Source organism: Streptomyces sp. NPDC088194, from assembly GCF_040702025.1.
Lineage (GTDB): Bacteria > Actinomycetota > Actinomycetes > Streptomycetales > Streptomycetaceae > Actinacidiphila.
This window is the reverse complement of sequence record NZ_JBFBIV010000009.1, coordinates 38,403-50,615: the sequence shown is the minus strand read 5'-3', so window position 1 is coordinate 50,615 and position 12,213 is coordinate 38,403. Positions and strand designations below refer to the sequence as shown.

The window sequence follows — 12,213 nt, the reverse complement described above, 5'->3', positions numbered from 1 at the left end:
CGCCCCACCCGCACCGCCACTCACACAAGTCACTGGGGTGATACGCACTCCGGCGGCGGTCCGCCGTACGAGGTGGGACTAGTGCCGGGCGGCCGGCGTCCCGGCGGTGCGGCCGGGTGCCGGGAGGAGGTCGGCGGGCAGGCCGAGCAGGGCGTGCAGGGCGTGCCGGCCCGCCGGGGTGACCGCCACCGCGCGGGTGGTGCCGATCCGGGTGATCCACCCCGCGTCGAAGGCGTGCCGGCACAGCGCGGCGCCGACGCTGCCCGCGAGGTGCGGACGGCGCTCGGTCCAGTCCAGGCACGAACGCACCGCGGGCCGGCGGCTGCCCGCGGGCACGGCGATGCCCAGGCCGGTGAGCCAGGCGGCCCCCTCAGCGGTCAGCCCGAGGCCGTGGGCGTCGCTCAACAGGCCGCGCGCGGCCATCGCGTCGGTGATCGCGACGCCGAGGGTCCCGGCGAGGTGGTCGTAGCAGGTGCGGGCGTGGGCAAGGGCCTGGCGGCGGCCGGACGCCGACAGCGACGGTGGCGGGGGCGGCGGGGTGCGGGCCGGGGCGAGCGCCGCGAGGCCCTCGATCAGCTCGGCCACCTGCGGGCCCGCCAACCGTACGTACCGATGGCGCCCTTGCCGCGCCTCCGCGAGCAGGCCACCCGCCACCAGCGCGTTGAGGTGTCCGGTCGCGGTCGAGGCGGCGACGCCCATGTGGCGGGCCAGTTCGCTCGCCGTCCAGGCCCGGCCGTCGAGCAACGCCAGGCAGAAGCCCGCCCGGGTGCCGTCGGCGATCAGCCCGGCCACGCGGGCGAGGTCCGGGCCCGCGTCGCGTGCGCCGTGCGTGTGCATACGGTCCATTGTCGCGCCGGACGCTTCGGCGGCCGCCGAAGCGTCCGGTTCGTAGGGTCCGGGCCATGAACAGCGCATCCACGAGTGCCGGGCCCGGGGCGACCGCACCACCGACGGCACCCGCCCCGGTATCGGCACAGGCACCGGCACAGGCACAGGGACAGGCACCGTCGCACCAGGTCATCGAGCCCAGCGTGCTGTACTTCGGCACGCCGGTGGTGCTCCTCAGCACCGAGAACGCGGACGGCTCGTTCAACCTCGCTCCGATGTCCTCGGCGTGGGCGCTCGGCCGGACGATCGTGCTCGGCCTCGGCGGGGAGGGGCAGACCGCGCGCAACCTCGCGGTCCGGCCCGAGCTGGTGATCAGCCTGCCCGCGCCCGCGCAGTGGCCCGCGGTGGAGCGGCTGGCGCCGCTGACCGGGCGGAATCCGGTGCCCGAGGGCAAGGCCGCGGGCTGCCGGTTCGAGCCGGACAAGTTCGGCGCGGCCGGGCTGCGCGGCGAACCCTCCGACCTGGTCCGGCCGCCTCGCGTCGCGACCTGCCCGCTCCAGTTCGAGGCCCGCGCCGAACGGGTGCGGGCGGACGTCTCCGGTGACTTCGTCATCGTGGAAGCGGCGGTTCTCCGGGTGCACGCCGATCCCCGGATCGTCGTGCCCGGTACCCACCATGTCGATCCGGCCGCCTGGAGCCCTCTCGTCTACAACTTCCGCCACTACTTCGGGCTCGGCCCGGAACTCGGCCACACCTACCGCTCCGAAACCCCGCGGTCGCCTGCCGGCGGCTGAGCCGCACCCGCCTCCCCGGGTCAACACGGCTGGGGCCCGCCGGGTGGATCTCCGTGGGTGAAGGAGCGGCGTCCGGTGGTCCCCGCCCCCAAGCTGCAAGGCGGAAGAGGGAGTCGACGCGGTAGGGGCGCCCCCACGCCCCAGGCCGTGGGGGAGCCGGCGACCGACGAGAACGCGGCGGATGCGCGTGCCGGGCGACGCGACGCCGCGGAGATCCACACGACAGACCCCAGGCCGTGTGGTGGACGTAGCGCCGTCCGCCCGAAGGGCAGGGCCCGTGGCGTCCGGTGCTCCCCCACAGCCTTCGGCGTGGGAGGTGCCCCCAGATCGCACGGCGGAGGGTTGCCCTCGTGGTGGGCCTCCTCGGACCAGCCCGACAACGCCGGGGGCACTCCCCCTGGCTTCGCGGGAGGCACCCCCACCCGCCGAAGGCAGGGGGAGAGCGTGCGTGCCAGGCGCCACGGGATGGGGGCGCCTCCCCCGCCGAAGTCGGGGGGCTTCCCAAAGACGACCTAGCCGCGGCGGTGGGTGGGGCGAGGGGCGGGGGCGGGGAGGGTGCGGGTGAGGCGGATACGGAGTTCGGTGCCGCCGAGGACGCTGCGGCCGATGGCCAGGTCCCCTCCGGTGGACTCGGCGACCCGGCGCACGATGTCGAGCCCGAGCCCGGTGGACCCGGGACCGCCGTCGCCGTGGCCGCGCCGGAGCGCGGCGGCGGGGTCGGCGACGCCGGGGCCGGCGTCGGAGACGAGCAGGATCACCGCGCCGTCGAACTCGTGCACGTCCACGGCGAAGGCCGTCCCCTCCGGGGTGTGCCGGAAGACGTTGCCGAGCATCGCGTCGAGCGCGGCGGCGAGGTCCGCCCGGGCGACCGGCACCCGTACCGGCCGGTCGGCGCCGGCCGTGCGCACCTCGCGGTTCTCGTCCTCCGCGAGCGCGGACCAGAACGCCATCCGCTCGCGCACCACCTCGGCCGCGTCGCATCCCGCGGGCACCGCCGGGCCGGACCGCTGCTCGCGCGCGGAACGGATGATCTGGTCCACCTCGCGTTCGAGTTGGGCGACGGCCGCGCGGGTGTGCTCGGCGGCCGGACTCTCTCCGAGGGAGGCGGTGTTGAGCCGCAGCACGGTCAGCGGGGTACGCAGCCGGTGCGAGAGGTCGGCGGCGAGTTCCCGCTCGTTGGCGAGGAGTTGGACGACCTGGTCGGCCATCGCGTTGAACGCGGCTGCGGCCGAACGCAGTTCGTCCGGCCCCGCCTCGGGCACCCGGACCGCGAGATCCCCCTCGCCAAGCCGGCGCGCGGCGCCCGCCAGCCGTACCGCGGGCCGGATCGTACGGCTGCCGAGCCGGTCCGCGACCACCACGGAACCCGCGATCAGGCCCAGCCCGACGGCGCCGAGCACCAGCCACGCGGTGGCCACTCCCCGGGTGACGTCGGCCTCGGGCACGAACACCTCGACGACCGCGATCGTGCCGGTCCCGACCGCGGTCGGCCGCAGCAGGGCGTATCCGCCGGCCACCCGTACGGTCGCGGCCTCGCCGTGCGCCGACGCGTCGTCGAACGCGGCCCGCGGGGCGCGGTGCCGGCCGAGGTCGACCGCCGCCGAGTGCGCGGTGGCGGGGATGCGCAGCGCGATCCGGTTCTCGCCGCCGGCCTGGGCGGTGGCGACGGCCCGGGCGAGTTCGGTGCGGTCGGTGGTGATGGCCAGCGCCGGCGCCACGGCGGCGGCCTGCCGTTCGGCGTTGGTCAGCGCGCGGTCCCTGGCCAGTTCCCTGACCACCAGGCCGAGCGGCACCGCGAAGGCGAGCACCACCATCGCGGTGACCGCCACCGACACCCGTATCAGCGCCCATCTCATCGCCGGGCCGCCCTCCGTATGCCGGTCACGCCGGCGGCTCCAGCTTGACGCCGACCCCGCGCAGCGTGTGCAGGTAGCGCGGCCGGGCCGCGGTCTCGCCGAGCTTGCGGCGCAGCCACGACAGGTGCACGTCGATGGTCTGGTCGTCGCCGTACGACTGCCGCCACACCTCCGCGAGCAGCTCGCGGCGCGGCACCACCACGCCCGGGCGGGCCGCCAGGAACGCCAGCAGGTCGAACTCCCGCCGGGTGAGGTCGAGTCGGCCGCCGTCCAGCAACGCCAGCCGGCGCCGTACGTCGATCTCGAGGCCGCCGACCCTGATCCGCCCGCCTCCGGCCGGCTCCCCCGCCGCCCCGCCGCGCGCCCGCCGCAGCACCGCCGCCAGCCGCGCCGACAGGTGCTCCACGGAGAACGGCTTCACCAGGTAGTCGTCGGCACCGGCGTTCAACAGCCGTACGATCTCGGCCTCGTCGTCCCGCGCGGTCGCCACGATCACCGGTACGTCGCTCAGCCCGCGCAGCATCTTCAGCGCCTCGGAGCCGTCCAGGTCCGGCAGCCCCAGATCGAGGATCACCACGTCGAAGCCGACCTGCGCCACCTCGCGCAGCGCCTCCAGCGCGGTGCCGACGCTGCGCACGGTGTGCCCGGCGTCGCCGAGATGCCGGATGAGGGCGGACCGCACGAACTGGTCGTCTTCGACGACGAGGACTGTTGCCATGGAGCCGAACCTAGCGAATTCGCTCCGCGGGAAGAGCCGGGGTTGCTTGCCCGGGGGAGCTTGTCTGCGCTCAAACGCCGCGCGGGCTTGGGGTGGTGGACGTGGGCGCGTCACTTTTGCGCTCAAACGCCGCGCGGGCTGGGTTTTGCTCGGGCCGGTTCTTTGGTCGGGCTGGGTTTGGTCGGGCTGGGTTTTGCGCGGGCTGGTTCTTTGCTCGGGCTCGGTTTTGGTCGGGCTGGAATTGTCAGCCGTCTTTGTAGGTCTGGACGGTTGGGGGGTGGCCGTTCCAGGTGCAGAGGAGGGTGGAGGCGGTGGAGGTGGAGGGGGAGGTGAAGGTGACGCGGAGCCAGCCGGGTTGGGTGGTCCAGAGCTGCATCTGCCAGTTGGGGTCGGGGGTTGCGGAGACGAGGGAGGCGGAGGTGGGGCCGAGGTCGAGGACGACCTGGCCGCCGGCGACGGTGTAGCTGTGGACGTCGGCGGGGTCGCCGGTGGGGTGGGGGGAGGCGGGGGGTCGTGAAGTGGTGGGGTGGGGTGAGGGTTTGGGGCGGTGGACGGCGCTGGAGATGCCGGGTGGGGGGCCGCTGCTCGCCGCGGGGATCGGGAGGGTGCGCGGGGGGTCGTAGGCGGTGCCGCGGAGCACCGAGCGCACGCCGAACCAGGACATGGCGACCGCCACCGCGGTAGCCACTGCCCAGACGCCGACGTGCAGTGCCCCTCTGCGCACGCCCCCATCCTGCCCTGGACGGGCCGGGCGGGTCAGTCGAAGACGTGGGCGGGGGGCGGTGGGGAGGCGGTGGCCGTGGTGTCGGTGACGACGGGGGCGCCGGCGGTGAAGTCGGCGAGGGCGCGGCCGTGTTCGACGCGGCCGGGGTGGGGGTCGGTGGCGACGCGGCGGGTGAGTTCGGCGACGGGCAGGGGGCGGTCGGCGGCGAGGAGGATCGCGTTGCCGAAGCGCTTGCCGCGCAGCACCGCCGGGTCGGCGGCGAGCGCGGTCTCGGCGAACGCGGCCTGTGCGGTGGCGACTTGGCCACGCAGGAAGGCGAGCGCGCCGCCGTCGGTGAGGTTGGCGGCGTAGAGGCCCTGGGGGTCGAGGGCACGGCGGACGTCGGCGAGGAACTCGGCGCTGGTGAGGTGCGCGGGGGTGCGGGCGGCCGCGAAGACGTCGGCGATCAGCAGGTCGGCCCAGCCGTCGGGGACCTTCGCCAGGCCCTCCCGCGCGTCGCCGCCGCGTACCTTGATCCGCCAGGCGCGGTCCCAGGGGAGTTCGGCCCGGACCAGCTCGGTGAGCGCGGTGTCGAGCTCGACGACCTGCTGGGTCGACCGCGGCCGGGTGTGCGCGGTGTAGCGGGCGAGGGTGAGCGCGCCGCCGCCGAGGTGCACCACCCGCAGCGGGCGGCCGGGGGGCGCGGCGAGGTCGATGACGTGGCCGAGCCTGCGCTGGTAGGCGAAGTCGAGGTGGGCCGGGTCGGCGAGGTCCACATGGGAGTGCGGGGCGCCGCCCACCAGCAGGGTCCACGCCCGCGGCCGCTCGCGGTCCGGGCGCAGCTCGGCGAGGCCCCCGCCCACGGGTGTGGTGCGGGGCTCCTCGGTACCGCGCCGATGACGTGCCATGGTCCGATTATCGACGACGACACCGCCGTCGACGTTCGCGGTCCACCCGGCCACGGTCTCGGCGCCGTATCCCGCGCTCAGGACGCGGCCGACCTCACGCCGGCGTCACGCCACCTGACGACGACGACGCCGGAGGCTGGTGCTGCTGCGGCTGGTGCTGCGGCTGCTGTGCGAACCCGTCGACCAGCTCGATGGTCCGTGCGGCCACACCCAGCGCCTCCCGCAGCACCGCCGGGTCCGTCACCGCCCGGTCGGTGTGCGGCGGGACCACCCAGCCGCTGCCGCAGGGGGTCAGGTCGCCGCCCGTACGGTGACACTGGCTGCCGGGCAGGTCCCAGCGGTCCGCGGTGCCCAGCGGGACCAGGAACGCCAGGCTGTCCCCGACGCGGTCGTGGAACACCGGCCCCACGCCCGTGCTCAACCGGAGCAGGTCCACGGCCTCCAGACCCTGCCTGGACGGCACGGTCACCACCTCCCGCGCCGGGGGCACGCTCGGTTCGGGGCTGTGGCCCGAAGTACTGCTCTTCTCCACGGCAACCTCCCTCCAAGGGGGAGCCGACGTGATCGGCTCCCACTTCGTACAACGGCATCCGTGGTACCGGGGGGCCGTCGCCAGGGGTGGCGTTGCCTGGCGAATCCCCACGCCGCCCCCCTGTTCGGGGGTGCCGGGGGCCTGCGGGCGAGGGCCACCGGGGAGCCGCCGAGGCCGCGGGGAACGTCACCGCCGAGGCCACCGGGGAGAGGTCACCAGGGAGCCGCCGCCCGCGGGCTACTCGAGGTGCGCCGAATCGTTCCAGCGCTCGATCGCCGGCGCGCCGTAGGCCCAGCCGAGGACCGACAGCGAGGCCGGGTCGAGACGCAGCGCGGCCGCGAAGGCCGGGTCGAAGCCGAGCCACCGCGCGCCCAGGACGCGCAGGAAGTGGCCGTGCGCGAAGACCAGCACGTCACGCGGCGCGGACCGGGCCCACCCGATCACCTCGTCCGCGCGTTCGGCGACCGCGGCCAGGCTCTCCCCGCCGGGCACCCCGTCCCGCCAGATGTGGAAGCCGGGCCGCAACTCCTGGAGCTGCGCGGGCGTCAGCCCTTCGTACTGCCCGTAGTCCCATTCGAGCAGGGCGTCCCACTCCTTGGCCCGGCCGAACCCGGCGAGGTCTGCGGTGCCGGCGGCGCGCAGCAGCGGCGAGGTGCGCACCTCGGCGTCGGGCAGGCCGTTCCAGGGGGCGCGGGCGAGGCGTTCACCGAGCAGCAGCGCGGTGCGCCGGCCCTCCTCGGTGAGCGGGATGTCGGTGCGGCCGGTGTGCCGCCCGGTGCGGGACCACTCCGTCTGCCCGTGCCGGACCAGGAGAATACGCGGCGCCACCACTGCCATACCGAAGGACCTTTCGCGGACCGGGCCGAAACGCCTCCATCATCGCCCACCGCCGTCAGACCTCGGCGAGCAGCCCTCGCAGCAGCTGGTCGAGCCCCCATTCGTACTGCGCCCCGGCGTCCTCCTGCGCGCACAGCAGCTCGGGGACCAGCGAGGCCAGCGCCGGGTAGCGCTCGGCCGGGAGGGCGTCCAGCTTGGCCCGGACCCGCTCGCGGGCGCCCTCCTCGCACAGCACCCGGGCGCGCCGGGTGCTCCACAGCGCGGAGCCCACGGTGTACTGCATCAGCGCCACATGCGCGCGCACCGCGGCCTGCGGGGACAGCCCCGACGCGCGCAGCAGCGCGAGCATCCGGTCGATCACGGCGATCGCGTCGTCGCCCCGGGTGGAGCGGGTGGTGAGGAGCTGGAGCGCGGAGGGGTGCTCGGTGAAGAGCCGGTAGACGCCGAGGCAGACCTCGCGCAGCTCGCGGTCCGGGTGGGCGCCGCAGGCGCTCGGCAGCTCCACGGTGTCCAGCAGGCGCTGGGCGACGGCGTCGCTGATCTCGTCCTTGCCGCGGAAGTGCGAGTAGACGGCCATCGTGGCGACGCCCAACTGCTCGGCGAGCGCGCGCATGGTGAAAGCCTCGGCGCCGTCCCGATCGAGCAGAGCGATGGCGGCATCAAGGATACGATCCGGGTTGAGCGTGTTACGGGGTGCGCGGCGCCGTGGGGAGCGGAGCGGCTGGGCCGACGGGGATACCGACATCGGGATCTCTGTTCTCGTCCTTCGTACCTCGCGGCAGGCAACCCGGGAGCGGAACCGGGGCGTCCTTCGCGGTGTCCTTACCCTGCACAACCGGGCTGAACACCGTACGAACTCGGGGTATCTGCGAAACTTCGGGGGCGATGTGCGCCGCACGTAACGTACGGCGTACGGTTGAGCCTACGCCACCGACCAGACCGCCGGACCCGCGGCCAACGGAGAACCTGGAGAGACGTCCGGATGACGATCACCGCCACTGCGCCGCGCGCCGCTGCCTACCGCGGCAGGCTGCGCTGGTGGACCGAACTTCCGCTCATCGCCGTGGTCTACGCGCTCTACTCCGGAGCGCGGCTGCTGGTGCGGGGCGACGTGAGCAGCGCCGTGCAGCACGGCGCCGACATCCTGCACTTCGAGCAGATCGTGCACATCGACCCGGAGCGCTGGTTCAACCGGCTCTTCACCGACCACGCCTTCCTCGGCGTGCCGGCCGACTTCGCGTACGCGTCGCTGCACTACATCGTCACCCCGACGGTCCTGGTCTGGCTGTGGCGCCGCCGGCCCACCCACTACCGGATGGCCCGCACCTGGCTGATGCTGTCCACCCTGATCGGGCTGATCGGCTTCACCCTGATGCCCACCGCGCCGCCCCGGCTGCTCACCGGCCACCACGGCTTCATCGACACCATGGCGCAGTACGGCTCCTACGGCTGGTGGGGCAGCGAGGCGAGCGCGCCGCGGGGCATGGGCGACCTCACCAACCAGTACGCGGCGATGCCGAGCCTGCACGTCGGCTGGTCGCTGTGGTGCGGGATCATGCTCTTCCGCTACGGGCGGCACTGGACGGTGCGCACCCTCGGCGTGATCTACCCGCTGATGACCGCGTTCGTGGTGATGGGCACCGCCAACCACTACCTGCTGGACGCCGCCGCGGGCGTGCTGGTGATGGGCATCGGCTTCCTGCTGGCCAAGCCGGCGCTGCGGATGGTCGACGCGCTGTACACGCGGTACGGCTTCGGGCGGCCGGCCGCGGCCCGGGGCGAGGACGCCGCCGACGCGAGCACGGATGCGGCCACGGGTGCTCTCGCGGGTACGGCGGCTGCCGTGGCCGCGCCGTCCGGGTCGACCGCTTCCGGCGGCACCGCGCAGGATGCGACGAGCATCACGGGAACGGCATCCGCCTCCCCCTCGGGCGGCGAACCGGCGACGGAGAGCGCGGACCCCGCCGCCGCGCCGTCCGTGCCGCGCCCGACCCCGGCTCCCGACGACAGCAGCGGCACCGCGCCCCTGCCCGACGGCGAACCGGCCGCGCGCAACTGACCCGCCCGGAGGGTGCGTTCCGGGCCGCCTGGGCCCGGTTGTCACTGCCGGATGCCACACTCTCCCGGGTGAGCACTACGCACTCCCTGCGGGAGCGGCTGGCCGTCCTGCGCGGCCCCACCACCGCATCCCGCCCGATGGACGCGCGGGCGCTGGCCGCGCTCGCCGCCAACCCCGGCTGCAAGCGCCGCGCGGTGATGGACGCCGCCGGGGTGGACAAGGGCGCGGTCGCCGAAGCGCTCGGCTCCCCCGCCCGGTTCGGCCAGTCCCGGTTCGCCTTCTCCCGCGGCCATGCCTTCGAGGCGCGGGTCAAGGCCGACGGATGCGCCGAACTGCTGCGGCTGCTCGGCTCCGAGGGCAAGGCGTCGCTGCCCGACCTGTCGGCTCCCGGACCCGAGGGGCGGGTGGCCAGGACCCGGATGGCGCTGGCCGAGGCCGTACCGGGCGAGTGGACCCTGCTCGACCACCCGCTGCTCGCCCTGGACGTCGCGGGCTCCACGGTCCACCTCGAACCCGACGCGGTGGTGATCGCGCCCGACGGCACCTGGACCGTGGTCGAGATCAAGTCCTTCCCGATCCTGGACGGCGGCGCCGACGCGATGAAGGTCGGCGCGGCGGCCCGGCAGTCGGCGGTCTACGTACTCGCGTTGGACGCCGTCGACCCGGGCCGGACCCGCGCCGACATCCTGCTGGTCTGCCCCAAGGACTTCTCCAACCTGCCCACCGCCGACCGGGTCGACATCCGCAAGCAGCTCGCCGTCACCCGCCGCCAGCTCACCCGGCTCACCCGGATCTCGGACATCACCGACCTGCTGCCGGAGGGCACCACCTTCGACCTGTCGTACACGCCCGACGGCCGCACCCCGACCCGGCCGCGGGCCGAGCTGGCCGCCGCCGTGGACACCGTCCCCGCCGCGTACGCCCCCGAGTGCCTGTCCACCTGCGAGCTGGCCTTCCACTGCCGGGACCGGTCCCGCGCGGCGGGCAGGGTCGAGGCCCTGGGCCGTTCGCTGCGCGGCGAGCTCGGCGACCTCACCACCGTCGAGGCGGTGCTCGCCGCCGCGCACGGCCGCGCGGGCGACCCGCGGGACCCGGCGGTCGCGGCCCTGCGCCGGGCCGCCGCGCTGCGCGAGGAGGCGATGTCCGCCGTGGCGGAGGCCGCGCCCGGCCCGGCCGGCGACGACGCCACCGCCCCCACCGCCGCTCAGGTCCCGGCCCGACCGCCCGCGCCACGCGCGCCACGCGCGCCGGCCGCCACCGCCGCCGCCGCCGAGCAGCCTGCCGCCGGCGCGGGGCGTGTGCCGGGAGGCCCGGCGTGAGCGCGCTGCACACCCTCGCCCGCGCCGAGGCGGTCTCCGCCCGGCGGGCCGTCCCGGCGGCGACCGTACGCCACTGCCACCTCTCCGACCGGCCGCTGGTGCTGGTGCCGCTGACCACCGCGGGCGAGGCGGGCGCGCCGCTGGGCGCGATGATCGGCACCGACCGGGACGCGCCCGAGCTGCTGGTGGTGCCGCAACCGCTCGACCGCGAGCTGCGGTTCGGCTTCTTCGCCGGGCTCGCCCGGGAACTGCTCCTCGCGCTGGACCGCTACTGCGACGAGGTGGAGGTCGAGCCGGCCACCCGCAACCGCGAGGAGACCGAGCTGTGCGCGGACGCCCTCCAGGTCGTCGTGCCCAACGGCGCCGCCCTGGAGTACGTCCGGCTGGTCGGCCGCTCCACCCGCTTCCTGCGCACCGTCGAGGACCCGGACGCCCCCCACCCGGTGCCGGTCCCCGTGCCGCTGCTGGGCCGCTGGCTCACCCATTACGCCGAGCGTGCCCGCACCCCCGGCAGCGGCCTGCTGCTCGCCATGACCGACCTGCTCACCCGGCACTGGGCCACCGGCCAGAGCGCCATGGAGGACCAGCACCTGGGTGCCCTGCTCGGCTGGATCGACCCGCCGCCCGGCCTCGACGGGCCCACCGCCGCCGCCCGCGCCCAGACCGGCCGCGCCCCTGACGGCCTGCTGCTCAGCCCCCCGGCCGGCCCGGCCACCGACCCGGTCTTCGACAACCGCGTCCTCGCCCCCGCCCAGGCCCGTTACGACAAGGCCCGCACCGCGCCCGAGCGGGCCGCCGCCGAAGCGGGGATACGGGATCTGGTCGCCTCCCAGCTCCGCCCCACCTGGGACGACATGTGGCGCGGACTCGACCTGCTGCGGGCGCTGCCCGAGGGCGCGCACGTCGAGGAGCGGTGGAAGCGGGACCGCTGGTCGTTCACCGGGCACCGCGACCGGGTCGGCGCGGGCGAGCCGCCGCAGCCGAAGCGGGACGACGCGATCGCCGCGGCCCAGAAGCTCGCCGGGCGGGAGACCGCGCAGGCCCGACTCGCCGCCCAGGAAGCGCTGGACGACCCCCTCGCCATGGCGGCGCGACGGCTGTCCGGCGAGGCGTTCACCGGCACGGTCGTCGAGGTCGAGATGACCTGGTCCGAGGGCCGCCGCCCCATGCCCCGGCCCCTCCTCACGATCGCCACCGACGACCTGCCGCAGGCCGAGCCGGGCGCGAAGGCGTACCGCGCGCTTCCGGACGCGAAGTCGGCGCAGGGGGCGGAAGTGCTGGAGGTGCGTACGGCGCTGGAGGTGCGTACGGCGGGGGACCCGGACACCGACGGCACCGACGGCCTCAGTGCCAGCGCCGGCACCCCCGACGGCGCTGCCGCGGACGGTCCCGCGTGGAGCGTGCGGGTGAAGCTGACCGGCGGCATGGGCAGTGGCCGCACCCCGCGGGAAGGCTCGGTGCCGGCCCCCGGCGACACGGTCACCTTCACGCTGTTCGAGCACGACCCGAGAAGCGGCCCGGCCCTCCCCGACGCGGAGCAGACCCCGTGGACGCACGGCGGCCCGCCCGGCTCGGAGCCCGCCCCGACCGCCCCCGACCCCGTGACCGCGGAGGACTACCTGTGACCCAGCCCGTGCGAAGCCCCGGCACGGCCGCCGC

At 75.5% G+C, this 12,213-nt stretch carries 12 protein-coding genes; 4 read left to right on the top strand and 8 right to left on the bottom strand.

Annotation, left to right across the window (positions count from 1 at the left end; translation table 11 throughout):
• Positions 1-78: 78 nt before the first annotated feature.
• Positions 79-846 (bottom strand): helix-turn-helix domain-containing protein, encoded by a 768-nt coding sequence (locus tag AB0399_RS06975; protein ID WP_366410501.1) that lies wholly within the window; start codon positions 844-846, stop codon positions 79-81.
• Positions 847-902: 56 nt separating this feature from the next.
• On the opposite strand from AB0399_RS06975, the gene AB0399_RS06970 reads away from it, so the two are divergent.
• On the top strand, positions 903-1,622 hold the full coding sequence (locus tag AB0399_RS06970) for a flavin reductase family protein (protein WP_366410500.1): 720 nt from the start codon (positions 903-905) through the stop codon (positions 1,620-1,622).
• 512 nt (positions 1,623-2,134) lie between these two features.
• On the opposite strand, the gene AB0399_RS06965 is transcribed toward AB0399_RS06970, so the two are convergent.
• From AB0399_RS06965 to AB0399_RS06935, 7 genes are all read right to left on the bottom strand, one after another.
• Complete coding sequence (locus AB0399_RS06965; protein ID WP_366410499.1) at positions 2,135-3,478, bottom strand: HAMP domain-containing sensor histidine kinase; 1,344 nt, start codon at positions 3,476-3,478, stop codon at positions 2,135-2,137.
• Between the two features lie 25 nt (positions 3,479-3,503).
• Positions 3,504-4,196 carry a response regulator transcription factor gene (locus AB0399_RS06960; protein ID WP_329369192.1) on the bottom strand — a complete coding sequence of 231 codons (693 nt, stop codon included), beginning with the start codon at positions 4,194-4,196 and terminating at the stop codon, positions 3,504-3,506.
• A gap of 244 nt (positions 4,197-4,440) precedes the next feature.
• Complete coding sequence (locus AB0399_RS06955) at positions 4,441-4,920, bottom strand: hypothetical protein (protein WP_329369190.1); 480 nt, start codon at positions 4,918-4,920, stop codon at positions 4,441-4,443.
• Positions 4,921-4,952: 32 nt separating this feature from the next.
• Positions 4,953-5,807: a fused MFS/spermidine synthase gene (locus AB0399_RS06950; protein ID WP_366410498.1), complete on the bottom strand. Its 855-nt coding sequence runs from the start codon at positions 5,805-5,807 to the stop codon at positions 4,953-4,955.
• 94 nt (positions 5,808-5,901) lie between these two features.
• Entirely contained in the window at positions 5,902-6,339 is a 438-nt protein-coding gene (locus AB0399_RS06945) for a hypothetical protein (protein ID WP_366410497.1), read from the bottom strand.
• Between the two features lie 237 nt (positions 6,340-6,576).
• Positions 6,577-7,167 carry a histidine phosphatase family protein gene (locus tag AB0399_RS06940; RefSeq protein ID WP_329374281.1) on the bottom strand — a complete coding sequence of 197 codons (591 nt, stop codon included), beginning with the start codon at positions 7,165-7,167 and terminating at the stop codon, positions 6,577-6,579.
• Positions 7,168-7,231: 64 nt separating this feature from the next.
• Entirely contained in the window at positions 7,232-7,921 is a 690-nt protein-coding gene (locus tag AB0399_RS06935) for a TetR/AcrR family transcriptional regulator (RefSeq protein WP_329369184.1), read from the bottom strand.
• Between the two features lie 237 nt (positions 7,922-8,158).
• On the opposite strand from AB0399_RS06935, the gene AB0399_RS06930 reads away from it, so the two are divergent.
• The 3 genes from AB0399_RS06930 to AB0399_RS06920 all read left to right on the top strand — a co-directional run bounded on the left by AB0399_RS06930 (position 8,159) and on the right by AB0399_RS06920 (position 12,179).
• A complete protein-coding gene (locus tag AB0399_RS06930) occupies positions 8,159-9,235 on the top strand; it encodes a phosphatase PAP2 family protein (RefSeq protein WP_366410496.1) in 1,077 nt (358 codons plus the stop codon).
• A gap of 68 nt (positions 9,236-9,303) precedes the next feature.
• Positions 9,304-10,554 carry a hypothetical protein gene (locus AB0399_RS06925; protein ID WP_366410495.1) on the top strand — a complete coding sequence of 417 codons (1,251 nt, stop codon included), beginning with the start codon at positions 9,304-9,306 and terminating at the stop codon, positions 10,552-10,554.
• Positions 10,551-12,179: a hypothetical protein gene (locus tag AB0399_RS06920; protein ID WP_366410494.1), complete on the top strand. Its 1,629-nt coding sequence runs from the start codon at positions 10,551-10,553 to the stop codon at positions 12,177-12,179. The genes AB0399_RS06925 and AB0399_RS06920 overlap by 4 nt, the downstream gene beginning before the upstream one ends.
• The last annotated feature ends 34 nt before the right edge of the window (positions 12,180-12,213 follow it).